General features: G+C 52.6%; 27 protein-coding genes and 1 pseudogene. 13 read left to right on the top strand and 15 right to left on the bottom strand.

Features of this window, described 5'->3' with window-relative positions; translation table 11 throughout:
* The first annotated feature begins 184 nt into the window (after positions 1-184).
* The 4 genes from manX (at position 185) to ACXKZG_RS10185 (ending at position 3,454) form a co-directional block, all read left to right on the top strand.
* Positions 185-1,156 (top strand): PTS mannose transporter subunit IIAB, encoded by a 972-nt coding sequence (manX, locus tag ACXKZG_RS10200; protein WP_488876156.1) that lies wholly within the window; start codon positions 185-187, stop codon positions 1,154-1,156.
* A 66-nt stretch (positions 1,157-1,222) separates the two neighbouring features.
* Complete coding sequence (locus ACXKZG_RS10195; RefSeq protein WP_013202477.1) at positions 1,223-2,023, top strand: PTS mannose/fructose/sorbose transporter subunit IIC; 801 nt, start codon at positions 1,223-1,225, stop codon at positions 2,021-2,023.
* Between the two features lie 16 nt (positions 2,024-2,039).
* Positions 2,040-2,903: a PTS mannose transporter subunit IID gene (locus tag ACXKZG_RS10190; protein ID WP_013202478.1), complete on the top strand. Its 864-nt coding sequence runs from the start codon at positions 2,040-2,042 to the stop codon at positions 2,901-2,903.
* 92 nt (positions 2,904-2,995) lie between these two features.
* Positions 2,996-3,454, top strand: coding sequence for a DUF986 family protein (locus ACXKZG_RS10185; protein WP_134824289.1), 459 nt, complete (start codon positions 2,996-2,998; stop codon positions 3,452-3,454).
* 15 nt (positions 3,455-3,469) lie between these two features.
* Here the strand turns inward: ACXKZG_RS10185 and rlmA are convergent, their stop codons facing one another.
* The 5 genes from rlmA to ACXKZG_RS10160 all read right to left on the bottom strand — a co-directional run bounded on the left by rlmA (position 3,470) and on the right by ACXKZG_RS10160 (position 6,760).
* A complete protein-coding gene (gene rlmA, locus ACXKZG_RS10180) occupies positions 3,470-4,384 on the bottom strand; it encodes a 23S rRNA (guanine(745)-N(1))-methyltransferase (protein WP_206400872.1) in 915 nt (304 codons plus the stop codon).
* A 171-nt stretch (positions 4,385-4,555) separates the two neighbouring features.
* On the bottom strand, positions 4,556-4,765 hold the full coding sequence (gene cspE / locus ACXKZG_RS10175; protein ID WP_001062678.1) for a transcription antiterminator/RNA stability regulator CspE: 210 nt from the start codon (positions 4,763-4,765) through the stop codon (positions 4,556-4,558).
* Positions 4,766-4,803: 38 nt separating this feature from the next.
* Positions 4,804-4,923, bottom strand: a complete 120-nt coding sequence (locus ACXKZG_RS10170; protein WP_013202481.1) for a DUF2627 domain-containing protein — start codon at positions 4,921-4,923, stop codon at positions 4,804-4,806.
* A 538-nt stretch (positions 4,924-5,461) separates the two neighbouring features.
* Positions 5,462-6,466, bottom strand: a complete 1,005-nt coding sequence (locus ACXKZG_RS10165) for an MBL fold metallo-hydrolase (protein ID WP_488876155.1) — start codon at positions 6,464-6,466, stop codon at positions 5,462-5,464.
* A gap of 24 nt (positions 6,467-6,490) precedes the next feature.
* On the bottom strand, positions 6,491-6,760 hold the full coding sequence (locus ACXKZG_RS10160) for a YebO family protein (RefSeq protein ID WP_134824292.1): 270 nt from the start codon (positions 6,758-6,760) through the stop codon (positions 6,491-6,493).
* A 247-nt stretch (positions 6,761-7,007) separates the two neighbouring features.
* On the opposite strand from ACXKZG_RS10160, the gene ACXKZG_RS10155 reads away from it, so the two are divergent.
* Positions 7,008-7,244, top strand: a complete 237-nt coding sequence (locus ACXKZG_RS10155; RefSeq protein WP_013202484.1) for a YobH family protein — start codon at positions 7,008-7,010, stop codon at positions 7,242-7,244.
* A 33-nt stretch (positions 7,245-7,277) separates the two neighbouring features.
* Here ACXKZG_RS10155 and kdgR read toward each other — a convergent pair whose 3' ends face one another.
* Entirely contained in the window at positions 7,278-8,069 is a 792-nt protein-coding gene (gene kdgR, locus ACXKZG_RS10150; RefSeq protein ID WP_346594452.1) for a DNA-binding transcriptional regulator KdgR, read from the bottom strand.
* A gap of 194 nt (positions 8,070-8,263) precedes the next feature.
* Between kdgR and ACXKZG_RS10145 the strand changes: the two genes are divergently transcribed.
* Positions 8,264-9,640 (top strand): MFS transporter, encoded by a 1,377-nt coding sequence (locus ACXKZG_RS10145; protein WP_105759779.1) that lies wholly within the window; start codon positions 8,264-8,266, stop codon positions 9,638-9,640.
* A gap of 58 nt (positions 9,641-9,698) precedes the next feature.
* Here the strand turns inward: ACXKZG_RS10145 and htpX are convergent, their stop codons facing one another.
* From htpX to ACXKZG_RS10125, 4 genes are all read right to left on the bottom strand, one after another.
* Positions 9,699-10,580, bottom strand: a complete 882-nt coding sequence (htpX, locus tag ACXKZG_RS10140; protein ID WP_013202487.1) for a protease HtpX — start codon at positions 10,578-10,580, stop codon at positions 9,699-9,701.
* 246 nt (positions 10,581-10,826) lie between these two features.
* Entirely contained in the window at positions 10,827-12,866 is a 2,040-nt protein-coding gene (gene prc, locus ACXKZG_RS10135; RefSeq protein WP_013202488.1) for a carboxy terminal-processing peptidase, read from the bottom strand.
* A 19-nt stretch (positions 12,867-12,885) separates the two neighbouring features.
* A complete protein-coding gene (gene proQ / locus ACXKZG_RS10130; RefSeq protein ID WP_013202489.1) occupies positions 12,886-13,578 on the bottom strand; it encodes an RNA chaperone ProQ in 693 nt (230 codons plus the stop codon).
* A gap of 96 nt (positions 13,579-13,674) precedes the next feature.
* Positions 13,675-14,175, bottom strand: a complete 501-nt coding sequence (locus ACXKZG_RS10125; protein WP_488876154.1) for a GAF domain-containing protein — start codon at positions 14,173-14,175, stop codon at positions 13,675-13,677.
* A 221-nt stretch (positions 14,176-14,396) separates the two neighbouring features.
* Here ACXKZG_RS10125 and yebS point away from each other — a divergent pair, with 221 nt between their 5' ends.
* The 3 genes from yebS to rsmF all read left to right on the top strand — a co-directional run bounded on the left by yebS (position 14,397) and on the right by rsmF (position 19,771).
* Entirely contained in the window at positions 14,397-15,641 is a 1,245-nt protein-coding gene (gene yebS, locus ACXKZG_RS10120; RefSeq protein ID WP_013202491.1) for a membrane integrity lipid transport subunit YebS, read from the top strand.
* Complete coding sequence (locus ACXKZG_RS10115; protein ID WP_134824293.1) at positions 15,610-18,246, top strand: PqiB family protein; 2,637 nt, start codon at positions 15,610-15,612, stop codon at positions 18,244-18,246. The genes yebS and ACXKZG_RS10115 overlap by 32 nt, the downstream gene beginning before the upstream one ends.
* 136 nt (positions 18,247-18,382) lie before the next feature.
* The gene (gene rsmF, locus ACXKZG_RS10110) at positions 18,383-19,771 is read left to right on the top strand and encodes a 16S rRNA (cytosine(1407)-C(5))-methyltransferase RsmF (RefSeq protein WP_488876251.1); all 1,389 of its coding nucleotides are present in this window, start codon (positions 18,383-18,385) and stop codon (positions 19,769-19,771) included.
* Here the strand turns inward: rsmF and ACXKZG_RS10105 are convergent, their stop codons facing one another.
* Positions 19,772-20,419, bottom strand: coding sequence for a metallophosphoesterase (locus ACXKZG_RS10105; RefSeq protein ID WP_346594446.1), 648 nt, complete (start codon positions 20,417-20,419; stop codon positions 19,772-19,774).
* A gap of 262 nt (positions 20,420-20,681) precedes the next feature.
* Entirely contained in the window at positions 20,682-20,981 is a 300-nt protein-coding gene (yjbD, locus tag ACXKZG_RS10100; protein ID WP_013202496.1) for a DUF3811 domain-containing protein, read from the bottom strand.
* Positions 20,982-21,290: 309 nt separating this feature from the next.
* Between yjbD and ACXKZG_RS10095 the strand changes: the two genes are divergently transcribed.
* Together ACXKZG_RS10095 and ACXKZG_RS10090 are read left to right on the top strand one after the other, a co-directional pair.
* The gene (locus ACXKZG_RS10095) at positions 21,291-22,130 is read left to right on the top strand and encodes an MBL fold metallo-hydrolase (protein ID WP_488876153.1); all 840 of its coding nucleotides are present in this window, start codon (positions 21,291-21,293) and stop codon (positions 22,128-22,130) included.
* 174 nt (positions 22,131-22,304) lie between these two features.
* Positions 22,305-23,222, top strand: a complete 918-nt coding sequence (locus tag ACXKZG_RS10090; RefSeq protein WP_346567511.1) for a pyridoxal-phosphate dependent enzyme — start codon at positions 22,305-22,307, stop codon at positions 23,220-23,222.
* 24 nt (positions 23,223-23,246) lie between these two features.
* On the opposite strand, the gene ACXKZG_RS10085 is transcribed toward ACXKZG_RS10090, so the two are convergent.
* Positions 23,247-23,492, bottom strand: a complete 246-nt coding sequence (locus ACXKZG_RS10085) for a hypothetical protein (protein ID WP_265910683.1) — start codon at positions 23,490-23,492, stop codon at positions 23,247-23,249.
* Positions 23,493-23,563: 71 nt separating this feature from the next.
* Between ACXKZG_RS10085 and ACXKZG_RS10080 the strand changes: the two are divergent.
* Positions 23,564-23,704: pseudogene (locus ACXKZG_RS10080) on the top strand (STM2901 family protein); the annotation flags it as partial.
* Between the two features lie 5 nt (positions 23,705-23,709).
* Positions 23,710-24,015 carry a DUF1493 family protein gene (locus ACXKZG_RS10075; protein ID WP_488876250.1) on the top strand — a complete coding sequence of 102 codons (306 nt, stop codon included), beginning with the start codon at positions 23,710-23,712 and terminating at the stop codon, positions 24,013-24,015.
* A gap of 233 nt (positions 24,016-24,248) precedes the next feature.
* Here the strand turns inward: ACXKZG_RS10075 and ACXKZG_RS10070 are convergent, their stop codons facing one another.
* Positions 24,249-24,710 (bottom strand): OB-fold protein, encoded by a 462-nt coding sequence (locus tag ACXKZG_RS10070; protein ID WP_488876152.1) that lies wholly within the window; start codon positions 24,708-24,710, stop codon positions 24,249-24,251.
* Between the two features lie 20 nt (positions 24,711-24,730).
* Positions 24,731-25,585 (bottom strand): phage repressor protein CI, encoded by an 855-nt coding sequence (locus ACXKZG_RS10065; RefSeq protein ID WP_488876151.1) that lies wholly within the window; start codon positions 25,583-25,585, stop codon positions 24,731-24,733.
* Positions 25,586-25,631 lie beyond the last annotated feature (46 nt).

The raw sequence follows: 25,631 nt of genomic DNA, 5'->3' as shown, positions 1-25,631 counted from the left end.
AGACTAAAATAAATCCCGTCTTAACCATGGGTCAGGTAAAAGCCGCTAACCACTTTAGGGGTTTTGCTCACTCACCAGAATAACAGCACGTTCAATCCACGTTGAGGGTAAAACCTGAAACCGGATACTCGCGCGGCTCATCTGTGTTACCGGGTCGCTGAAAATTGGATAAGGAGGGTAGCAAGTGACTATTGCTATTGTGATCGGCACGCACGGCTGGGCCGCGGAGCAGCTGATAAAAACAGCTGAAATGCTCCTTGGGGAACAGCAAAACGTTGGGTGGATTGATTTCGTACCCGGCGAAAATGCGGAAACCCTGATTGAGAAATATCAGGCGAGACTGACCGATTTAGATACCAGCAAAGGCGTCCTTTTCCTTGTCGATACCTGGGGAGGCAGTCCGTTTAATGCCGCCAGTCGTATCGTCGTGGACAAGGAGAATTATGAAGTCATTGCCGGGGTCAATATCCCGATGCTGGTCGAAGCCTTTATGGCTCGAGATGACGATCCAAGCTTTGATGGGCTGGTCGCCGTCGCTGTTGAGACCGGCCGCGAAGGCGTCCGAGCATTAAAAGCGAAAGAGCCTGAGCCCGTTGTGGCAGCGGTCGCTGCTGCACCGGTAAAAGCCGCACCGGTAGCCCAGAAACCGATGGGGCCAAAGGACTATATGAACATTGGCCTGGCGAGGATCGATGACCGTCTGATCCACGGACAGGTGGCAACCCGCTGGACCAAAGAAACCAACGTAACCCGCATTATCGTGGTCAGTGACGAAGTGGCTGCCGACCATGTGCGTAAAACACTGCTGACTCAGGTTGCTCCGCCTGGCGTGACTGCCCACGTGGTAGATATCGCAAAAATGATCCGCGTGTGGAATAACCCGAAATATGGCGGCGACCGCGTAATGTTGCTGTTTACCAACCCTACCGATGTAGAACGCCTGGTTGAAGCAGGGGTTAAAATCCCGAGCGTCAATATTGGTGGTATGGCATTCCGTCAGGGTAAAACGCAGGTTAACAATGCCGTTTCCGTTGACGATAAGGATATTGCGGCATTCAAGAAGCTGAATGAACGTGGCATTGAACTGGAAGTGCGTAAAGTATCCAGTGACCAGCGCCTGAAGATGATGGACCTGATAGCCAAAGTGGCTCAGTAAGTTTCACTTATTATTGCCTGATCTGTCAGGTTTAACTCAGTTCACGAATGTCAGAGGAGAAGTACAATGGAGATTACCACTCTTCAAATTGTGCTGATATTTATTATTGCCTGTATTGCAGGTATGGGATCTATTCTCGATGAATTTCAGTTCCACCGTCCACTTGTGGCTTGTACCTTAATTGGTGCCGTTCTGGGCGATATGAAAACCGGTATTATTATCGGTGGTACGCTGGAAATGATCGCCCTGGGTTGGATGAACATCGGTGCCGCCGTGGCCCCGGATGCCGCCCTCGCCTCTATTATTTCTACCATCCTGGTTATTGCCGGCGGACAAAGCGTAGGTGCCGGTATTGCTCTGGCAATTCCACTGGCCGCTGCGGGTCAGGTACTGACGATTATCGTTCGTACCATTACCGTTGCCTTCCAGCATGCTGCCGATAAAGCCGCCGAAAAAGGGAACCTGACCGCGATTTCCTGGATCCATGTCTCGGCACTGGTTCTGCAGGCGATGCGTATCGCTATCCCGGCCATCATCGTGGCAGTGTCAGTGGGTACCAGCGTCGTTCAGGGTCTGCTTGAATCGATCCCGGATGTGGTGACCAACGGACTGAATATCGCCGGTGGTATGATCGTTGTCGTCGGTTATGCGATGGTGATCAACATGATGCGTGCGGGCTATCTGATGCCTTTCTTCTATCTCGGTTTCGTTACCGCGGCCTTCACCAACTTTAACCTGGTTGCGCTGGGTGTGATTGGTGTGGTGATGGCGGTGCTGTATATCCAGCTGGCACCGAAATATAACCGCGTGGCGGGTGGTCAGGCTTCCGGGCCAGTGACCAACGACCTTGATAACGAATTAGATTAGGGAAAGGGTGAGTAAAATGGTTGATACCACTACAACTACAACGACCTCAGCTCCGCTGAAAAAACTGACGCCAGGCGATGTGCGTGGTGTATTCCTGCGCTCTAACCTGTTCCAGGGTTCGTGGAACTTCGAACGTATGCAGGCGCTGGGTTTCTGTTACTCCATGGTTCCGGTGATCCGTCGCCTTTACCCTGAGAATAACGACGACCGCAAACAGGCAATCAAACGTCACCTGGAATTCTTCAACACCCACCCTTACGTTGCTGCACCGGTTCTGGGTGTGACCATGGCGATGGAAGAGCAGCGTGCAAACGGTGCCCCTATCGATGACGCCGCAATTAACGGCATCAAAGTGGGTCTGATGGGTCCTCTGGCTGGCGTAGGCGACCCGATTTTCTGGGGTACGGTGCGTCCGGTATTCGCGGCACTGGGTGCCGGTATTGCCATGAGCGGCAGCCTGCTGGGTCCGCTGCTGTTCTTCGTGCTGTTTAACGTGGTGCGTTTGCTGGTGCGTTATTACGGCGTGGCCTATGGCTACCGTAAAGGTGTCGATATCGTTAGCGATATGGGCGGCGGCTTCCTGCAGAAACTGACCGAGGGGGCATCGATCCTGGGCCTGTTTGTGATGGGGGCGCTGGTCAACAAGTGGACGCACGTAAACGTACCGCTTGTTGTCTCGCGCATTACCGATCAGACCGGTAAAACCACCGTGACGACCGTGCAGTCGATTCTCGATCAGCTGATGCCGGGCTTAATCCCGCTGTTACTGACCTTCGGCTGTATGTGGCTGCTGCGTCGTAAAGTGAACGCGCTGTGGATTATCATCGGCTTCTTCGTGATTGGGATCTTCGGCTACTGGATTGGGCTGTTAGGTCTGTAAGGTTTGCAGCCGGGGGAAACCCCGGCTTTTCAGAGACCAGCCGGCATCGCTTAGCCTGAACGATGCCGGCTGTTCTTTTAGGGGAAGATAAGATGTCACTCACTGATTACGTCATCGTGTTGTTTATCGCACTGTTTCTGGCTTATGCGATTTACGATGAGTTTATAATGGACCGGCGGAAAGGGCCGACACAATTAAAGGTGCTGCTGAAGCGCCGCAACAAGCTGGACAGCCTGATTTTTGTTGGCCTGGTGGCGATTCTGATTTATCAGAACGTCAACAATCAGGGCCCGAGGATCACCACCACACTGCTGATGGCGTTGGCCTTCCTGTCTGTTTATCTGTTCTGGATCCGCCTGCCTAAGCTGCTGTTCAAACCCGAAGGGTTTTACTACGCCAATATCTTTATCGACTATCGGCGGATCAAAGCGATGAATCTGTCTGAAGACGGAATTCTGGTGATCGAACTTGAAAACCGTCGGTTGCTAATCCACGTCAGAAAACTGGATGACCTGGAAAGCATTTATCACTATATGGTGCAACAGCAGTAGCCACAGGGCTGCTGCTTACGCTACGCCCTCACCCTCGGTATCGTCGTCAGTGGCTGGAGCCTCGACGACGGCTTCCTCAGCGGACGCCAGCGGCGCGATAACTTCCGCTTCGACGCTCTTGCGCTGCCACAGTCGCAGAGTAAAGTCGGTTTCACAGTCAAACTGCGTGGTGGTCGCCAGCACGCCCCACACTTCCGGACGGGCACGCCAGGCAAACGGCGTCATCTGCAACAGAGCGCCGGACTCCTCGCTGGTCAGCTGCATTGGATAATTCAGCGAGTGCTGTTCGACCAGCTCAAAACCGGCCATCTCTTCTGGCGTCTCGTCATGCAGCTTCACGTCCTGATAAATTAACGCCTTAAACTGGATCAGATGACGCGGGCCAGGAGTGACGGTCAGTACATAGCCACTCTCTTTCACTACGCGCGCCAGCTCTTCAGCTTTACACGGGGCGTATATCCGCAGCACGGCATCAAATTGCTGTTTGGCAAAAGGCAGACGGTGGCTTGAGGCGACGCAAAAGTCTACATTGTGATAACGCCGGGCACCAAAGCGTACCGCCACTTTAGAGACGTCGAGGCCGAACACCGTACTCTCTCCCCTCGCCTGTAGCCTGCTGGCGACAGCGTGGGTGTAGTAGCCCTCACCACAGCCAATATCTAACACTGACGACGCGTGCACAGGCAGGATCCGTTCGAAGATTTCGCACACCCTTTCCTGCAACGGCTGATAATGCCCGGCATCCAGAAACTCGCGGCGGGCCAGCATCATATCAGCACTGTCACCGGGCTGCTTGGAACGCTTGTGTTGCACCGGCAACAGGTTGATGTAGCCCTCCTTCGCCCGATCAAACTGGTGCTGATTTTCGCAGCGCAAACCCGTTGCCAGTGGCAGCAGGGGCAGATGACAAAGGGGGCAAAGGTAAGACATAACAACTCTCCATAAACGGTCCGGGCGGCAGTTTACCGGAAAGTGACGTTCAGCGGCAGACCTTATTGGCCGCAGAATGGAAAAAGCTCTGCCATTGCTGGCAGAGCTTTTGCATTCAGATTCGTGCCTGGATTACGCGCCACGCGGGCTGTAGCAGGCTCAGATCGAAAATTAGATAGCGGTGACGTTCACTGCAGCAGGGCCTTTCTGGCCGTCCTGGATTTCGAACTCAACGTTCTGGCCTTCAGCCAGAGTTTTGAAGCCATTACCCTGGATTGCAGAGAAGTGTACGAACACGTCTTTGCTGCCGTCTGCAGGGGTGATGAAACCAAAACCTTTAGACTCGTTGAACCACTTAACCTGACCTTTAATCTTTGCCATTTTGCAAATTCCTTAGAGTGTTTATTCGCCCGTGGGCTTTACGTACAGAAAAACCAGAAAAAGTTACTGCATGAGGCACGATATAAAAGCTCGGCAAGGAAGTGGTATTCAACGTCAACGTCTTTACTCAAAACTTCTTTACTGAAGATGCCATACATAAACAGAACTGTACCTCGTTTTACCCAAAAGCGTTATCACATATTCGTTTATTAATGGCAAGTCATTTTTAAACGCTGATAGAGATGTCGCACACTATTGAAACGGCTTAGGCACATATTGCACATTACGTATGGAGAGCTGAAACGTTTAACGCGAAACCTGTTAACCCCGGGTCTCATTCATGCTCAAAACATAGGGGTGTATCATAGCCTGCCGCTTTGCTTAAGTCTATTACCTATACCGCTATAGCGCAGAGTATAAGCTGAATTCATTGCATAAATGTGGCATAGCTTACTCAAAATTCTTCATTATCCTGATACGGTCAGGGGATAAACGTTTGCATGATTAACGGATGCAAAAAGAAGCTATTGGTACAATTTGAATTTTAATTGCACCAAAATCAGGAAACTGTATTCCCGCCTGCCCCATTTAAACGCATCTTGTGGCATCAATTAATTGCCGGTCGTACCATCAGTCTATTTGCTTTATTAGACTCTGCTCTCATTTTAGCCAAATGTTAAATTAACCGTTTTAGGATTAATCCTGGGCAATATTATTCAGGGACTTTTTCGCACCTATTCGCCATGCCTGGAAGCGGCTTTCATCCAATCCTGCTGCGCGCATCGCCTCTGACAGCACAATCGGCGGCTCATCCAGGGATTCGTCAGCCAGTTCAAATACACCCCAGTGAATGGGGATGCTCAGCGGTGCGCCAAGTGATTGGTGCAGGGAAACGGCATGTTCAGGATCCATATGTTGACCGCGCATGAACCATTTTGGTGCATACGCGCCGACCGGTAAGGCGGCCAGATTGAACGGCCCCAGCCTGCGCGGGATTTCCAAAAGGTTTTCGCTGTAGCCGCTGTCACCGGTAAACCAGAAATTCAGTTCACCGGCCTGGATCACCCAACCGCACCACAGTGAGCGATTGCGATCCCACGGCGTACGCATGCTCCAGTGACGCGCAGGCACAGCATGAACAGAGATTCCCGCGACCTCTTTATTGCCCCACCAGTCGAGGGGCGTGACGTTCATCGCACCCAACGCCTTAAACCAGCGTTCAAGCCCTAATGGCACCACAAATTCAACCTGCGGAAAACGCTTCAGGATTTTTTTGATGGTAGGCCTGTCGAGATGATCGTAATGGCTGTGAGAAATCAGCACGCAGTCCAGTGCAGGCAAATCGTCAATCTCGAGTGCCGTGGGGGTTTTACGTTCAGGGCCGAAGAAACTGACCGGCGAGGCTCTGCGCGATAATACCGGATCAATCAGCGTGTAGCGGCTGTTAACGCGCAACAACAGGCAGGCATGACCCAGCCACCAGATGGCATCGTCAATCCCCGTCAGGTCAGCACGCTGCCACCAGCGTTGGGTGAAATGGTCGTACCCTTTAGCCGGCGGGAAAGGTAATCCCGCCGCCTTGCGCTCTTTACGCCAGCGCTTCAGATCGCCATTCTGTCGCAGCTCAGGCTCGGGATTGCGGAATCCGTCAGGCGTATGGTGCGATTTATCGGCATCGTACCAGGGATTTTTCCAGGCCATAGTCACGCTTCCTTGAGTGAATACTTAACGTTCAGGGATCAGTCGGGTGAAATCTTTGTTATCCGGTTCGGTGCTGGCGGCTTTCTCTTTTCCGGCGACCGAATCGGTCAAACGGCGTAATAACACATTCTGACGCTTCTGCTCTTCCAGCAGGGCCTCAAGTAACTGGACCTGCTGGCTGGCCTTGACGCTGGCGCGATTGACAAAAAACCATGCAATCAGCCCGACGATCACCAGCGCTACGCTAAACCCCATCGATGCCAAGCCCATCGCGCCATTTGTTATTTCGTTCATACATGCCTCAAAAATGCGGGTGTTACTGCAATACTGACTGATGCAGACCTGCGAAGATTCTACCAGGTCAGACGCGAATTGATAGCCAGCTCACACAAATTTAAGAACCTTCGCGCAGCCGTTGTCCCAGGCTTTGTGTATCCTCAGCGCTAAGTACGTACAGGCTCGCACCTTACTGCTATGATAAACGCTGGCAGCGAGGTGGAAACGCCAGGATTGCTGTCTGACAAACAATAAAGGGGAATACATGAGATTTTTAATTCGCATTGTTGCGCTGCTGGTCATTATCTGGCTTGCCCTGTTAGTCACCGGTTACGGTGTTCTGGCAGGAAGCACTAAAAATGTGGCTGGGTTGGGATTACAGTGTCAGTACATGACCGCACGTGGCATGGTGACCGCACAGTATCTGCACACTGACAGCGGTGTTGTCGGCGTGACCGATTGCCCGTTGCTGAAGAAAAGCACCGAAGTCGTCGATAACTGAGTGAATAAGGGCCAGAGAACTCTGGCCCTTTTGTCAGAACGGGTAGTCGTGATAGCCCATCTGCTCTGAAAGCCGTTTTGCAGAACGATGCAGCATCGCCACATAGCTACTTTTCTCTTCCTCAGAGAAACGGATGGTCGGGAAGGAGATACTCAGCCCGGCAATCACCACGCCAAAACGGTCAAAGACCGGTACCGCGATACACCGCAGCCCCTCTTCCTGCTCTTCATTATCTTCCCCATACCCCTGCGACCGGACTTTCTCCAGCACCGGCAGAAGCGCTTCGGTGCTGCCGACCGTTCTCGGCGTGCTGCGGTTATAGGTCACGTTGGCCATGATGTCTTTCACTTCGGAGACGTCACGCCAGGCAAGTAGCACCTTGCCAATAGCCGTGCTGTATAACGGATTACGGCGGCCAATGCGCGAATACATTCGCAGATTATACAGGGAGTCAATTTTGTGAATATAGACAATGCTGTCTTCTTCCAGCGCGCCAAGATGGATGGTTTCTTTGGTCTGGCGAGAAATGTCGCGCATCTGGATGTCTGCGCTCCGGATCAAATCGACATTTTGCAGCGCCTTGGCGCCCAGTTCGAACAGCTTTAAGGTCAGCGAATATTTTTCTGACTCACCTTCCTGATCAACATAACCGAGGGATTTCATCGTTTGCAGAAAACGGTAAACGGTACTTTTCGACATCATTACCCGCTGTGAAAGCTCGGTAATGCCATGCTCACGCTCCTCGCCCAGAGCCTGCAGGATACCGAAAACCTTCAACACCGATGAGACTGAATCCGGCTGTTTATCCACATCGCCATTCGCCATGACAGGACCTTATTTTTGTTTTATAAAAAATGGAACGGTATTTCTAGTATACGTTTTGCGGCCTGGCAGGTGCAATGCTCAGTGGGTAAATTGCCCTGACATATCTGCTGATAGTTTTCGCCGCGTAACAACCTGGAATAGTCAGTGAAAAATCATTAGCATAATGATATTCACTCTTCTGACTAATTTGGTCCATGCCGCAAACAACTCAACCCGACGGATTACCCATCCCGCAGCGCTACGGCGCAATAATGGCGATTGCCTTAGGCATCACCGTTGCTGTGCTTGACGGTGCCATTGCCAACGTGGCACTGCCGACCATCGCCCGCGAGCTGCACGCCAGCCCGGCAGAATCCATCTGGATTGTTAACGCCTATCAGCTGGCCATTATCATCTCGCTGCTGTCACTGTCGTTCCTCGGCGATATTCTGGGCTACCGCCGTATCTATCAGGCCGGTCTGGTGCTGTTCACCTGCACCTCGCTGTTTTGCGCCCTTTCCAGCTCGCTGGAAATGCTGACCTTTGCCCGCGTATTACAGGGCTTTGGTGGCGCCGCGTTGATGAGCGTCAACACCGCATTGATTCGGATAATCTATCCGCAGCGCTTTCTCGGGCGCGGAATGGGCATTAACTCGCTGATCGTGGCCGTATCCACCGCTGCCGGACCCACCGTGGCGGCCGCGGTGCTGTCGGTCGCCTCATGGAAATGGTTGTTCCTGATTAACGTACCGGTCGGCCTGGCGGCGCTTTATCTCGCCTTCCGCTTCTTGCCCGATAACACGCAGAAATCGAAAGAGCAGCGCTTTGATATTCCCAGCGCAATTATGAATGCCCTGACCTTTGGCCTGTTAATTTCGGCTTTAAGCGGCTTCGCGCAGGGACAAAGTGGCAAGCTGGTGCTGGCCGAGCTGGTGGCGCTGGTCATCGTCGGCTTCGTCTTTATTCGCCGTCAGTTGAAAATGCCTTTCCCACTGTTGCCGGTGGATTTGCTGCGCATTCCCATCTTCTCGTTGTCGTTGGGCACCTCGGTCTGTTCTTTCTGCGCCCAGATGCTGGCGATGGTCTCACTGCCCTTCTTTATGCAAACCGTGTTACACCGTGGCGAAGTGGCCACCGGACTGTTACTGACTCCCTGGCCACTGGCTACTATGGTGATGGCGCCCATTGCCGGCCGACTGATTGAGCGCTATCACGCCGGTCTGCTGGGAGCGATTGGTCTGGCGATGTTCGCCAGCGGTCTGTTCTCGCTGGCGCTGCTGCCTGATTCTCCGTCAGATCTGAATATCATCTGGCGCATGGCGCTTTGCGGTGCGGGTTTTGGCCTGTTCCAGTCACCGAACAACCACACCATTATCACTTCCGCCCCGCGCAACCGCAGCGGTGGTGCCAGCGGCATGCTGGGCACCGCGCGCTTGCTCGGCCAGACCAGTGGTGCCGCGCTGGTCGCACTGATGTTCAACCTGTTTGGTGGCCACGGTACCCATGCCTCTTTATTACTGGCAGGCAGCTTCGCAACGCTGGCTACCGTAGTAAGTGCGATGCGAATGACGCAGCCCGGCACAAGTAGCTGAGTGCTTTTCAGGCATAAAAAAACCGGGCAATGCCCGGTTTTTTCATTACAGCTGTCGGTTACTTCAGATACTGACCGCTGCGCAGCGCTTCAATGCGCTTATCCAGCGGTGGGTGAGACATAAACAGCTCACTCAGTGACTTCGACTTACCGTTGATGCAGAAGGCCATCATGGTGCTGGCTTCCTGCGGCTCATAGCTGGTTTTCAGACGTTGCAAGGCTGCAATCATCTTCTCACGACCAACCAGTCGCGCAGAGCCGGCATCGGCATGGTACTCACGGTGACGCGAGAACCACATGGTGATGATGCTGGCCACGATCCCGAAGACCAGCTCCAGCACCATCGACACGGCGAAGTAGACCATTGGGTTGCCGTTATTGCCTTCACCTTCATCACGGTTGCCGGACAGGAAGCCTGCGGCAACCTGCGCCAGAATGCGCGAGATAAAGATCACGAAGGTGTTCACGACACCCTGAATCAGCGTCATGGTGACCATATCACCGTTAGCGATGTGGCTGATCTCGTGAGCCAGCACCGCTTCGGCTTCGTCACGGCTCATGTTCTGCAACAGGCCGGTAGAGACCGCCACCAGTGACGCATCACGACGGGCACCGGTCGCAAAGGCGTTGATATCCGGCGCATGATAGATAGCCACCTGCGGCATGGCGATACCCGCCTGCTGTGCCTGCTGAGCAATGGTCTGCATCAACCAGCGCTCGGTCTCATTGCGCGGTTGCTCAATAACCTCACCACCGACGGATCGCAACGCCATCCACTTCGACATCAGCAGTGAGACAAACGCACCGCCGAAGCCAAACAGACCCGCCATGATCATCAGGCCCTGTACACTGCTTGACTGGATCCCTGTCAGGCTGAGGATCAGCCCAAAGACCAACATAACGCCCAGGTTGGTCAGCAGGAAAAGCGCAATACGCATCATAGAATTTCATCTTCCTCAGTTAACAAATTCGCTTATAGCGGATAACTATCCTATGGGCAAAGCAAAACATTTCAAGCACCCTTAATCTTTAAGTGTCTAAAAAGACATAACTTTACACTTTGAAGCATCTTGGGATGCATCAACAGGAAGAGTTAAGTGAAATGGCTTTGCCAGCAGGCGTAAATCAGCGACAGGCGAGAGGTGCGGGATAAAAAAAGGGCACAGACTAAGCTGTGCCCTTCGGGTTTATTTTGCTGCCGCTGGCGGCGTTTGTGCTTTTTCAAGCTGCGCCAGGTCGTTAGCAATGTTGACCGTTTCGTCGAGGTACGGATCCGGTTCTTTATAGTCTTTCGGCAGATCGTCCAGCTTAGCCAGTGGCTTTTTGCCTTCCTGCTGCAGACGGGCGTTAATCCTCTCCAGACGCAGTGCATCATCCTCGTGGTTCTCTTTCTCACGCTCGGCGAGGTTCAGAGAGATGATATTGCGCTTGTCCTTCATTGCATTGAAGCGCGCAATATCTTTGATGATGTACTGGAACTCACGATCCTTGGCGATGCGATCCTGATGGTCCTGAATCAACTTCGGCTCAAGTGAGGTTAAGTCACCTGACTTGGTGTAGCTGGCCGCATTGATGCTGTCCCATGGCAGGGCGTTATCTTCGAACTTCTCGCCGGTCTCAACCGCTTCCACGCCGGTTGGCATCAGCAGGTCAGGCGTCACGCCTTTACGCTGAGTACTGCCGCCGTTGATACGGTAGAACTTCTGGATGGTGTACTGGACAGAGCCCAGCGCCGGCCATTCTGGACGCAGCATCTGATCGTAGATCCGGTTCAGTGAACGGTACTGCTGCACGGTGCCTTTACCGAAGGTCGGCTCACCGACAATCAGCGCACGTCCGTAGTCCTGCATCGCAGCCGCAAAGATTTCTGAAGCCGAGGCACTGAAGCGGTCAACCAACACCACCAGCGGACCTTTGTAATAAACGATGCCATCGTTATCACTGTCTTCACGAACCTTGCCGTTGTTGTCACGAACCTGAACAACCGGGCCGCTTGGAATGAACAGACCAGACAGGGAAACCGCTTCGGTCAGTGCGCCACCGCCGTTGGTACGCAGGTCAATGACCACGCTATCCACGTTCAGCTTCTGCAATTTCTGCAACTGCACTTTCACATCGTCAGTCAGGCCAACATAGAAACCAGGGATATCCAGCACGCCCACTTTCTTATTGCCGACATTCTGTACGGTCATTTTGACCGCGCGGTCTTCCAGACGGATTTTCTCACGCGTCAGGGAGACGATGCGGGTTTTGGTGCCCTTCCCGGCCGGTAGCACTTCCAGGCGCACTTTGCTGCCCTTCGGTCCTTTGATCTGCGCGACCACGTCATCAAGACGCCAGCCAATCACATCCACCATCGGTTTGCCCGGCTGGGCGACACCCACGATACGATCGCCAACGGTGATCGATTTGCTCTTGGCTGCCGGACCACCGGCGACCATCGAGTTAATCACCGTATAATCGTCATCCATTTGCAACACCGCACCAATACCTTCCAGAGAGAGGCTCATTTCGGTATTAAACTGCTCGGTGTTACGTGGAGAGAGATAGTTGGTGTGCGGATCGATTTCGTGCGCGAACGCGGTCATCGCCAGCTGGAAGACGTCTTCGCTGTTGCTCTGCGCCAGACGGCGAATAGCAAACTGATAGCGCTTGGTCAGGACTTCGCGGATCTCTTTTTCATCTTTGCCGGTCAGCTTCAGGCTCAGCTCGTCATATTTGACTTTTGCGTCCCACAGCTGATTCAGCTCCGCCGTGGTTTTTGGCCACGGCGACTTGCTCCGGTCGATATCGATGGTATCGGTACCGGTGAAATTCATGGGCTTATTCAGCACGGACAATGCGTACTGATAGCGCTCAAAGCGGCGTTTCTGCGCCAGATTATACAGGTCGTAGAATACATCCAGCTTACCGCTCTTCAGCTCATCGCTTAAGGTGGTTTTTTTGCTGGCGTATTGTTCGATATCCGAGGTCAGCAGCAGATTATGGCTGTAGTCCAGCAGATTCAGATAGCGTTCGAAAATCTTAACGGAAAAATCCTGATTAAGATCGAACTGGCGATAATGCGAGCGGGTAAAACGTGAGGTAACACGTTCACTGACTGTCGCATGCTGAGGTTCCTGATGCAGCTGAGGAATTTGATCGGCACGCGTAATGTTATCGGCGGCGAAAACGTTCCCTGCCAGCAGCAGTCCTGCGATCACAGTAGTTCTGAAAAAATTGTTCATGCCCTGATTGGCCTCCGTATCAGAACTGCAAGTGTTCTGCGCGTACTATCATTGCCAGGCCGGAAGCCAACTGTACCCGGACACCATCTTTGGTAATTTCAAGAATGGTTGCGTCCATCGCACTTTTGCCCGCGGTGACTTTGATATTCTGGCCGACTTGCAGTGCTGCGGTATCGGTAACGGGTTTAGTGGGAGCTGGAGCTGCTGCTGGCTGACGCTCTGCGGAAGGTGCGCGCTCGGTGCTACGCTGAGGTTTGCTGCGAACCTGGCGTGGCTGCTCACCTTCGGCAGAAGGTTTACGCGCGGGTTTACGAGGACGGCGCGGTGCCCCCTCTTCTCCAGCTTCGCGTTTCTTCGCCTGCTGCTGCTCACGCTGTGCCTGAACACGCGCTTTTGCTTCTTCGAGTTGCTTACGGGCATGTTCAACATGCTGCTCGTCGAGGACGCCACAGTCGTTACCATCCAGATCAACGCGAACTGCACCGGCTTTGATGCCGTACAGGTAGCGCCAGCTGGACGTATAAAGACGGAGTGCGGAGCGGAGCTGAGTTTTACTCAGGCTCATTTCGCCCTGAACACGATCGACTAAATCCTGAAAGATGCCGACCTTAAGTGGTCGTGCTTCGCCTTCGGCGCTAAAGCATTTCGGGAAACGCTCGGCCAAAAAGGCAATGACTTCTTTACTACTATTCAACTTGGGTTGATTTTCCATGAAATTTCCTGATTACAACGGGTTTGCCAACCAGCGCAGGCATGAACAGGCGTCATTATAATGACCCCATCGGCAATTGCTACGTGATCCAGCGCTTTAGCTGCGTTTCATGTGAATAAATTTTTCCACATCAGACCCGGCAAGCACCTCACACAGCCCGTCAGTGAGGGTTTTTAACCCCGCTTCGTCTTCGCTGTCGAAGCGTTTATATTCGATACTATCGATGTCCAGCACGCCAATTGTCTGGCCGTTCACCACCAATGGCAGCACGATCTCAGCATTACTGGCCGCGTCACACGCAATGTGACCCGGGAAAGCATGGACATCATCCACGCGCTGAACCTGACTTTCGGCCACGGCCGTACCGCACACGCCGCGACCTACCGGAATACGCACACAGGCGATTTTTCCCTGGAAAGGTCCCAGAACCAGGGTATCGACTTCGGTCAACAGATAGAAACCTGCCCAGTTAACACCGTCAAGGCGCTCATATAACAGCGCGCTGCAGTTGCTCATTGCTGCCAGGAAACTTGTTTCTCCAGCGATAAGCGCGCGCAAATCACGGTTCAGGTCCGAATAAAACTCAGCTTTTGTCATTTTTTAACCATTGTGAAAACGTGTCATGAGGCCCATGATGACCCCTTGCTAAAATAAGCATTAAATGCCCAGACGGACAAGGTGAATCATTCCGTTAGTTAATATACCCTTAGTCAGTCCGAAGCCTTAAGCATGACCTTGACGTGTCATTATCGTTTTATGGCGAAAAAACTTAACCCTGCCCTGCACCTGCGCTGCCTGGGCCTGAGACGATCAGGATTATGAAAATACACGCCATTAGCCATGCTCTGCCTCAGGCACGTTATCAGCGTTGCCCCCAATGCGATACCCTTTTTTCCTTACCAGATGTGAAATCCAACCAGTCTGCGCACTGCCCTCGCTGCAATGCTCGCATTATGAATGGCCGTGACTGGTCGATGACCCGGCTGTGTGCGATGGCCGTCACCATGCTGCTGTTGATGCCCTTCGCCTACACTGAATCGCTGATGAGCATCCGCCTGCTGGGCACCAACATTTATGCCAGTCTGCTGGAAGGCATCACTCAGATGGCGCAGCAAGGCAATGTCATTACCGCCTCGATGGTGGCCTTTTGCACCATTGGTGCCCCCGCGACGCTGGTTGGGTCTATTGCCTATCTCTATTTTGGCCATAAATTGGGCATGAACCTTCGTCCGGTATTATTGATGCTCGATCGCCTGAAAGAGTGGGTGATGCTGGATATCTATCTGGTGGGGATTGCCGTTGCGTCAATTAAAGTGCAGGACTATGCGGCGATTACGCCTGGCACCGGGCTGATTGCGTTTATTTCGCTGACGCTGTTGAGCCTGGTGACCTTGATTCATTTAAACGTTGAGCAGCTCTGGCACCGCTTTTATCCGCAGCCTCACCCTAACGTTGCCCGGGAAAAGTTACAGGTTTGTCTGAGCTGCCACCACACCGGTGTTGCCGATGCCCGGGGCCGTTGCCCACGCTGCCACACGCCGCTCTATTTCCGTCGTCACTTCAGCTTGCAGAAATCCTGGGCCGCTTTGATTGCCTCTATTGTGCTGCTGATCCCGGCCAATCTGCTGCCAATTTCCATCATTTATCTCACCGGCTCCCGCCAGGAAGACACCATCCTTTCGGGGATTATGTCGCTGGGTTCCGGCAATATTCCGGTGGCCATCGTGGTATTTGTGGCCAGTATTCTGGTGCCGTTTACCAAAATTATTGTGCTACTGACGCTACTTCTCAGTATTCACTTCAAGTGTGAACAGGGACTGAAAACCCGCGTCCGCCTGCTGCGGGTGGTTACCTGGGTAGGCCGCTGGTCTATGCTGGATCTGTTTGTTATTTCGTTAACCATGTCGTTGGTCAATCGCGACCAGCTTCTCTCTTTCAACATGGGACCGGCAGCTTTCTATTTTGGCTCGTCAGTCATACTCACTATTCTTGCCGTTGAGTGGCTGGATAGCCGTTTATTATGGGATGCACATGCAACAGGAAACGCCGACTACACCGACTAACGCGCGCATTACCAGCCGGCGGAAAATTTCGCCCTTCTGGTTATTGCCGCTGATTGCGCTGCTGATTGCGGGCTGGCTTATCTGGTCAAATTACCAGGAGCGCGGGACCACCGTCACTATTGATTTCGCCACGGCGGACGGCATTGTGCCGGGCAGAACGCCGGTCCGTTATCAGGGTGTTGAAGTCGGTCTGGTGCAGGGCATCAGCATGACGGACGATCTGCGCACCATCAAAATTAAGGCCAGCATCAAAAGCGACATGAAAGATGCGTTACGTGACCAGACCCAGTTCTGGCTGGTGACGCCGAAAGCCTCGCTGGCGGGGGTTTCAGGCCTTGATGCGCTGGTTGGTGGTAACTACATCGGCATGATGCCGGGTAAAGGTCAGCCAAAAGAAAACTTTGTCGCGCTGGATACTCAGCCGAAATACCGCGTCAATACCGGCGAGATGCTGATCCATCTGCATACGCCGGATCTTGGCTCGTTGAATACCGGCTCGCTGGTGTATTACCGTAAAATTCCTGTTGGCCGTGTTTACGACTACAGCATCAATCCCGGTAATAAAGGCGTGACGGTGGATGTGCTGATTGACCGTCGCTTCACCAATTTGCTGAAAAAAGACAGCCGCTTCTGGAACGTATCAGGCGTTAAGGCCGATGTCGGGCTGAACGGCGTGAAGGTACAGCTGGAAAGCGTGGCGGCGTTGGTGAACGGCGCTATCGCCTTCGATTCGCCGGCCCAGTCGGAACAGGCGAAGTCGGAAGACAATTTCGATCTCTATCCTGATTTAGCGCACAGCCATCGCGGCGTGATCATCAGCCTGGACCTGCCGAGCGGCAAGAATCTTAAGGCCAACAGCACCCCGCTGATGTATCAGGGCCTTGAAGTGGGCACCCTGACCGCGATGACCTTACAGCCAGGCGGTAAGGTAACCGGGGAATTGACCATCGATCCTTCTGTCACCGGCCTGATGCGCACCGGCACCCGCATTGAAATGCGCAGCCCGAAAATCAGCCTGAATGACACCAGCTTAAGCAGCTTACTAACCGGCAATACCCTGGAGCTGGTGCCAGGAGAAGGCGCGCCGCAGGATCATTATCAGGTACTGGAAAGCAACGAAGCACTGCTGCAACAGCCTAACTCGCTGGAGTTGAAGCTGACCGCACCGGAGAGCTACGGCATCGATGCAGGCCAGCCGATCATGCTGCATGGCATGCAGATTGGTCAGGTGGTTAACCGCTCGCTGAACGAGCAAGGCGTGAACTTCGTTATCGCCATCGCGGGCAACTACCGCGAGCTGGTCCACGGTGACAGTAAATTCATTATCAACAGCCGTCTGGATGTGAAGCTGGGTATTGATGGCATGGAAGTGCTGGGTGCCAGCGCCAGTGAGTGGGTTGACGGCGGCATTCGTCTCGATCCCGGCAGCAAGGGTGCGGTGAAGCAGAATTACCCGCTCTATGCCAATGCTGAGAAAGCGGCAGAAGGCATCACCTCAAACCAGCTGCCAACCACCCTGACGCTGACCGCGAAAAGCCTGCCGGATGTACAGGCCGGTTCGATTGTGTTGTATCGCAAGTTCCAGGTCGGCGAGATTGTTGAGGTGATCCCGAAAGCCAATGAGTTTGACGTACGGGTGCATATCAAACAGGAATACCGCAAGCTGCTGACCGAAAACAGCGTGTTCTGGTCAGAAGGCGGTGCCCGCGTGCAGCTGAACGGCAGCGGCTTAACGGTTCAGGCCTCCCCGCTTAACCGCGTGTTAAAAGGTGCGATCAGCTTTGATAACCTGACCGGCGCCGGCGCCGGGCTGACCAGCAAAGATAAGCGCGTGCTGTATAACTCTGAAACCGCCGCACGTGCGGTAGGTAGCCAGATCACCCTGCACACTTACGATGCCACCAAACTTTCTGCCGGCATGCCGATCCGCTATCTGGGCATTACCATCGGTCAGATCGAAGACCTGGCGTTGAATCAGGAAAAAAATGAGGTTGTCGCCAAAGGCGTGCTGTATCCGCAGTATGTGGATGACTTTGCCCGCATTGGCAGCCGCTTCTCGGTCGTTTCGCCGGAAATATCGGCGGCGGGTGTCAATCATCTGGAAACCCTGTTGCAGCCTTACATCAACGTCGATCCGGGCAAAGGCCGCGCTCAACGCAGTTTCGAACTGCAGGAATCGACCATTACTGACGCGCGCTATTTGGATGGCCTGAACGTGGTTATGGATGCGCCTGAAGGCGGTTCCGTTTCCGTCGGTACGCCGGTGCTGTTCCGTGGCATTGAGGTCGGTACGGTCACCGGCACGTCGTTGGGTGCCATGGCTGACCGCGTCCAGATCACCCTGCGCATCAGCAAGAAGTACCAGCATCTGGTGCGTAACAATTCGGTGTTCTGGCTGGCTTCCGGCTATAACCTGAAATTCGGTCTGATTGGTGGCGTAGTGAAAACCGGCACCTTCCAGCAGTTTATTCAGGGGGGGATTGCCTTCGCCACGCCGCCGACGATCCCGTTAGCGCCGCAGGCCACTTCCGGCAAGCACTATCTGCTGGAAGACGAAGAGCCAAAAGACTGGCGTAAATGGGGAACCGCGCTCCCTGCGAAATAACCTGAACGGGCAGCCTTGAGCTGCCCGTTTTTTTTCAGCTATCAGGATGTGATAAACTCGCCCCACTTATTTCCAGCGGAATTTTTCAGTGTCCTCTTCCTCACGCGTGTACTTCCCCGACTCTTTCTTAAATCAGATGCGCGAATTGCTGCCAGATGTCGCAGAATTCGAGCGTTTTATCGCTATCAGCCAGCAGCCGTTACGCCGCAGCCTGCGGGTGAACACGCTCAAAATCAGCGTCGCGGATTTTCTGGCATTGGTTGCCCCATATCAGTGGCAACTGACGCCTATCCCATGGTGTGAAGAAGGGTTCTGGATTTCCCGTGACGATGCCGACACGCTGCCGCTGGGCAGCACCGCTGAGCATCTCTCTGGCCTGTTCTATATTCAGGAAGCCAGCTCAATGCTGCCGGTTAGCGCTTTATTTGCCGGCTGTCCGACGCCTGAAACGGTGATGGATGTCGCCGCCGCGCCAGGCTCTAAAACCACGCAGATCGCAGCAAAGATGGGCAACCAGGGTGCCATTCTTGCCAACGAATATTCTGCCAGCCGGGTGAAGGTGCTGCATGCCAATCTCAGCCGCTGTGGCGTCAGCAACACGGCGATGACCCATTTCGATGGTCGGGTGTTTGGTGCCGCATTGCCGGAAATTTTTGACGCCATTCTGCTGGACGCGCCGTGCTCGGGCGAAGGGGTCATCCGCAAGGATGCCGATGCGCTGCGCAACTGGTCCGTTGAAAGCACCGCAGAGATTGCGGCCACGCAGCATGACCTGATCGACAGTGCCTTTAATGCCCTGAAGCCCGGCGGCACGCTGATTTATTCCACCTGTACGCTTAATCGAGCTGAAAATCAGCAGGTGATCGCCTGGCTGCAGCAGCAATATCCGGGTGCGGTAGAGATTGAACCGCTGAACGAGCTGTTCCCCGGCGCAGAGCAGGCCGTGACGCCAGAAGGATTCCTGCACGTCTTCCCTCAGATCTTTGACAGCGAAGGCTTCTTCGTTGCCCGCCTGCGTAAGCTGGAAAGCGTGCCGGCATTACCGACACCCAATTACAAACTGGGTAAATTCCCGTTCTTCCCGGTAAAACGCAAAGAGCAGCAGGAAATTATCGCCGCCGCAGCCAAATCTGGCCTCAGCTGGGACAGCAAAACGCATACCTTATGGGAGCGTGACAAAGAGATCTGGCTGTTCCCGTTAGCCATCGAGCCGCTGCTGGTCAGAGTGCGCTTCTCACGCATTGGTCTGAAGCTGGCTGAGACGTTCACTAAAGGCTATCGCTGGCAGCACGAAGCGGTGATTGCGCTGGCTGAGCCTGACGCTAAAAACCGTTTTGAGCTGACGTTAGCGGAAGCTGAAGAGTGGTATCGCGGGCGGGATATTTATCCGGAACGGGATCTGCCTGCGGATGAGTTGATCCTCACCTGTCAGCAGCAGCAGATTGGTCTGGCGAAGAAAGTCGGCAGCCGGATTAAGAACAACTATCCGCGCGAACTGGTGCGTGATGGCAAGCTGTTCGCCTGATTACTGGATCTGCACCAGCGTTAACCGGTTGCCATAAACGGCGCCGGTATCAATGTAGTGCTGATTGTAGGCATCGAGCTGTCTCTGGACCGGCGTGTGACCAAAATAGAACGCATCGGCTCCGGAAATGGCCTGCCCTTTTCCCTTCTGTAATTGCTCAATGCGCTGGCGGCTCCAGACAACCTCATTGCCATCAACTTCGGCGCCAAACGCATAATGATTTGCCGGATAATCGGCATGCGCAACCACCACGATGCGCTGGTCCAGCTGCACATGCATAATCAGCGGCAGCGTCCGGCAGTGATTGATCGCATGCTTAGCTGCAATCATGTCGACGCCTTTCAACTTATAGAACCAGTCACCGCCGTTAAACATCCACTGCTTATGCAATCCACTGGTCAGCGCGCTGAGTGCCATCTCTTCATGATTGCCGCGCACGCTGCGAAACCAGGGTTCCTGCAACAGTGCCAGACAGGCCGGACTGTCCGGGCCGCGATCGATTAAGTCACCGACGGAAATCAGTAAATCTTTCTCTGTATCAAATTGAAGGGCTAGCAGTTGATCATCCAGCAAGGTTCTGCAGCCATGCAAATCACCTACCAGATAAATATGACGCCAGTTTTCACCGTTAAGATATTGGTACAGCATGATCCACCCTGAGCACATTTACTGGAAACATTGACAGTCCGTTTAGGAAATAACGACTACAGTATAGGCTATTCGGGAATTGGGACTTCTCACACTCATGAGCAATCGCAAACAGTTTTATATCACGCTGTCGTTAATTACGGCTGGGAGCCTGTTGATTATTGAGGTATTAGCCCGGCTGGTGCATTTGATTATTGTGGGGTAATGCTGACAGCGTCAGACGCTCGGGGCTGGCACCCGGCTGACGCTGTAGCGGGCGGCACTATTTGGCTTTTAATGCGCGCGGGTTTTTGCTTAGTGAAGCTGACCAGTTGAACTCTTTAACTTCACTCTCTTTAGCCGAAGACGCCTTGCGCGGTTTCTTCGCTATCACGGCTTTGGTGGTCTCTTTTACCACACGATCCTTCATCACCAGGCGCTTGGCCTCTTTCTGAATTTCCTTTTCTTCTTTCTTACTTGGCACATGGCTCATCTTTAACGTCAGGGTCTTAACCTTTGCCGCCACCAGCTCCTTCTCTGCATCGGTAAACTGGTCTATCGAAATCTCTTTGTCGCTTTTCATCAAGTTGGCTCCAGGCCGAACGGTGGACGCGTCACTCGCGTATCGTTGTTGCCCACTGAGGGTAGAGTGTTGGCGCGGGATAAACAAGATAAAGGGTAAAAACCTGTGGCTTTGGCTGGATTGTGAGCTCAACAGGGTGTTTAGGTCCCCTGCAGACGAGACTTTCGACCTGTGCGCCGTCATCAAACGTTAAATATCATTATTTACGCTTACGGGGAATCCAGGCGCATTTACGCTGTCTGACCCTGCAGGATATTTCAGCGTCATCACCCGGGCCATCCGGGGGCTTTACCATAACGGAGTAAATTAATGACTGAGCAGGCGTCTTACACTATCGGCAAACTGAAAATCACCCGCCTGACTGAACAGATGTTCAGCGTGCCGCAGGGGAAACTGTTCCCCACGTCGGGTGATGAGTCGCCTGCTGAGCAAGCCGATATGCCGGTGAACATGAGCGTTCACAGCTGGCTGGTCGAAACCCCTAACCGCATCATGCTGATCGATACCGCCACCGGCAATGGCAAAGATCGGCCTTTCAGTCCGCTGTTCCACCAGCTGAATTCCCCGTGGATGGAGAATCTGACTGCCGCCGGGATCGATCCGGCAGACGTGGATTATGTGCTGCACACGCATCTGCATACCGATCATGTTGGCTGGAATACGGTGCCGAATGGCGATAGCTGGATACCCACCTTCCCCAACGCAACCTGGGTTTGCCCGCAGGCAGAAGTCACCTTTATGACCTCTCCAGCCGCAGCGGCACGCAGAGTGGTATTTGATGACAGCGTGCAGCCGATCATTGATGCCCGCCGTTTGGTTACCCTGCCCGATGAAATCACCGAATATCTGCCCGGTATCGTCTTCTATCCAACGCCGGGACACAGCCCGGGACATATGAGCATCGCCTTTGTCACCGAAGGTGAAACGGCGATCTTTTTGGGCGACGTGATGCATTCAGCCATTCAGGTGGCCCATCCGCAGTGGAACTCGATGTTCTGCGGCAACGGTCCACTGGCCGCCGAATCCCGCCGCTGGCTGCTTGAATTTGCCGCAACTGAACACGCGACGGTGTTTACCAGCCATTTCGATCGCACATCTGCCGGACGCATTACCAAAGACAACGACCGCTTTGTCTGGACGTTTGTGTAGCGCGTTCGGCGTTTAGCTTGCCATCGGCGCTGTCAGCAATCGATGCGCCAGCCATTCAGCAGGATACGGCAGGCGATAACCTCTAAGGTATTCGCCTGGTGACTTTCCAACGGTGAAAAGCTATTGTTTGAGGCTAACCTGTTGGAAAGTCGCATATAAGGCACACCTCCCACGATGACTATTTCGCTGCAAACGCCCCTGATTTCTTCCCTCCCGCTGAGTCAGTTAAACCAGTGTAACGTCTGGCTAAAGATGGAGTCGGCCCATCCGAGCGGCTCTTTCAAGCTGCGTAGCGCCAGCCACGCCTGCCAGTTTTATGCGGCCAAAGGTGCCAAAGGGTTTGTCAGTTCGTCAGGCGGTAATGCCGGCATCGCGGTAGCGCACAGTGGCCGACAGCTAAATATCCCGGTGACGGTGGTAGTACCCGAGACGACCTCGTCCCGCGCACGGCAGCTGATCCTGCAGGAAGGCGCCCAGCTGATTGTGCATGGCCGCAACTGGAGTGAGGCCAACGATCATGCCTTGTCATTAACTTCCGACACCAACGTTTATGTGCATCCATTTGATAACCCGCTGTTGTGGCAAGGCATCAGCACCCTGATCGATGAAGTGATTGAGGCTGGCGTGATCCCGGATGCTGTGGTGCTTTCGGTGGGTGGCGGCAGTTTGCTATCGGGTATCGCGCTGGGGCTGGAAAAACATCAGCTTAAAAACATCCCGATATATGTTGCGGAAACCTTTGGTACGGCCTCGCTGAATGCGTCGATGCAGGCGAAGAAATTGGTCCGTCTTGAACAGGTCAGCGGCATTGCCACCACGTTGGCGGCGAGTCAGGTTTGCGAAAATGCGTTTAACGTTAGTCAGCAGTTTGATGTAAAGAGTTTGCTGGTGTCCGACGACGAAACGGTCGAAGCCTGCAAACTGTTCCTTAACGATCATCGCGTATTGGTTGAACCTGCGTGTGGCGCGTCTTTATCGTTGATGTATAAAAACCGGATCGGCTTCAAGCCTGAAGATAACGTGTTGGTGATTGTCTGCGGCGGGGCGTCGGTTACCCATGAAATGCTGATGGAATATCAGCCTACTCGTTGAGTTATTGAGCCCCTGCCGGATGCATTATTCTTCAGGGGTTTTATAGCGGCGATTTGCATACCACTGTATTGCCGCACCGAGTAACAGCATGACGATAGCGACAGGCATCTTATTGATATCCTCACTGCTCAGCCCACCAAATGCCAGGAAGTAGAATGCGGCAACGAAAGATTTAACCAGCTTCTTGATGTTGCTTTGCTGCTTGATGCAGATACTGCGAACAGACCATGCGCCCAAAATCAAACCCAATAGCGCTAAAACGGTGATCATCACGTGCTCCCTGAAAGACGATTTTCTTGGCTGTTAAAAGACACTATTTGTGGGGAAAGATCCATAAAAAAATAGCGAATCTGGGCGCGTTTGTAGGCCGTACCGTGCCAGTGGTGGGATGGGTCATTCTGGGCAAGGATATTGCACAAATCAGCTTTCGTACTGTGCATCGTTATAATCTTCTTGTGCGCCCTCAGGATAAAATCTGGTGAGTGATATGTATGATACAGCTGCTTCAGTACGGCGTGAGCTACCATTAGTGACGACGTTCCTTCTCAATAAAATCGACATCAAAGATGGTGATATCTTACAAGAACTCTATGAAGCCGACGATATCGCTGAAATGTCTGAGAAATTCTTCAGGGAATTTAACGTGCAATCCAAAGGTTTTACGCTTAACTCGTATTTTCCCTGGAAAACTCCTTCGTGTTTTTCGCGCAAGCCGGAGAATCAGGGCAAAAAGCCACTTACCCTGGAAATGTTTATTGAGTCTGCAAATGCGGGATGCTGGCTGTTCGAATAACTGACATAAGGGCGATATGCTTTGCCTGTTTTTCTACCAGTAAACGACAATCGGATGCAGGGTCTCACCCAACCCGACTATCTAATCGCACCCAATTTACCAGGCGCATCAGGTGCCGTGTTGTCGCTGTTCCAAATACCAACCAAAAAAAAGACCGAATACTAAACTCGGTCTTTTAAATCATTCGGTTACGTCATCAAGTGGCGATGAAATGACTACTGAGAATTTTTGCCTTAGTTGAATACGCAGCTTCTTCCTGACGGTGCGCCAACGACACGCGACATGCGGTCACAAGTGATAACCACTTGCTTACCTTTTTTCAGCTTTAAGGCGGTCCCTTTTTCTGAATCCTTCATTTCCATTCTGGCCGGCATGAACTGATTAGATGTTTTAAGGCTGATTATAATCGAGTCAGTGAAATCCTTATCAATTGACTGAACAATACCGGTTACCGCAACCAACTTACCTTTGATGTCTTCATCAGTAGCAACTTCATTCTCATCATAGGCACTGAAAAGTTTGCTAGCAGAAATTTGATATATTTCCTTCTGAGGCTTCGTTGGTTGTGAAGACTCTGATGTTTGTTCTGTTTGTGTAGAAGTAGAGCTGCCAGTGTCTTTGTCTTTACCAACCAAGTAACCAATCACTATCAGTCCAATAAAAACATAAAGCACCCATTTAAAAAACTTTTTCATTCTGATTTCCTTTTCAACCTTCAAATATTATTTTCAAACGTTTTTATAACGACACCCATAGGTGTCACTTCATTAGCACTGCATTCAAAACTAGAGCCTTTGCCAACAATGCTAATTTTATTTCCCGGTATTCTTGAAACGTCATAAACATCACAATTACCATCAATATCAATAATCCATCGTCCGTTACTGATATCGGATCTGGAGAAGTCACACAGCCAAGATGCTGATGCAGACTCGACAAGAATGGGTTGTTCTATGCCGGATGGTATAAAATTAAAATCGAAGTAATACCAATCATCTTCAATTAGTTTTCCGGCTATAAGTTTTGTTTTTTTTATCTTTATTGTCTTGTCATGAAGACCTTCATCTTCAGTATTTTTTTTAATTGCGGAACCTTCACCAGTAGCCAACCAATTCAGCGATACTCCAGTATCAAGCGCACAAGTTACAACTACATCACCAGGGAAGTAATCTCTACGTACCCAGGTGCTAACAGTGCCTGAAGATATCCCAAGCAGTTCACAAAGTTGCTTTTGCAGGTTGAAACCGTAGGCGTCCATTATCCTGCGAAGTACCGGCTTGCCACCATTTGAAATGATTTTATTGTAAAGGGCCTCACCTTTAGGAGACTCATGCTCAACACCCAGATTTGCATTTGCAAGTTTGCCGGTCGTAAGCCAGTGAAGGTCACTACCGGTATCCAATGCACATTTCACGAATGCACTGCCGGGCACGCTGTCACGCTGAACCCAGTTGCTGACGTTTGCGGCAGGTACACCTAAGCACTCTGCCAAAGCTTTCTGAGTTGACACGCTATAGGCAGAAGACAAACGCTCGACGATTTCTAGCGCCGTCCCTTCGGTAAAATCCATAAGCCACCAAATAAATAAACAATTGTTGTTTACTAAACGCCATTTG

Source organism: Erwinia sp. 2186, assembly GCF_057812255.1.
This window is presented reverse-complemented; position numbering and strand designations above follow the sequence as displayed.